Here is a 406-nt window from a genome sequence, read left to right as displayed (position 1 = left end):
TCCGCCGGAAGAAGTTCATATCGAAGGCGGAGATGTCATGCTCTGGAATGATCATATTTTTATAGGTACCTATAAAGGAAGCGATTACAAAGATTATATAACTGCACGAACAAATATGCATGGCGTCAATTTTATAAAAGAATTATTTCCAAATAAAATTGTAAAAGAATTTGATCTGGTTAAATCGAAATTGGAAGCCCGCGATAATGCATTGCATTTAGACTGTTGTTTTCAGCCGGTTGGAAAAGACAAAGGAATAATCTATAAAAGAGGTTTTCGTGAAGAAGCAGATTATTTGTATTTGGTAAATTTATTCGGAAAAGAAAATTTATTTCATATCGAAAGAGAAGAAATGTATAATATGTTTTCAAATGTATTTTCGATTGATAAAGATATTGTGGTTTCG

General features: G+C 31.5%; 1 pseudogene. It reads left to right on the top strand.

Annotated features, from left to right (window positions below):
* Positions 1-406: pseudogene (locus ASE40_RS22190) on the top strand (amidinotransferase); the annotation flags it as partial.

Source organism: Flavobacterium sp. Root935 (genome assembly GCF_001429295.1).
GTDB lineage: Bacteria > Bacteroidota > Bacteroidia > Flavobacteriales > Flavobacteriaceae > Flavobacterium.
Note: the sequence above shows the minus strand (reverse complement) of the source record. Positions and strands in the feature narration are given on the sequence as shown.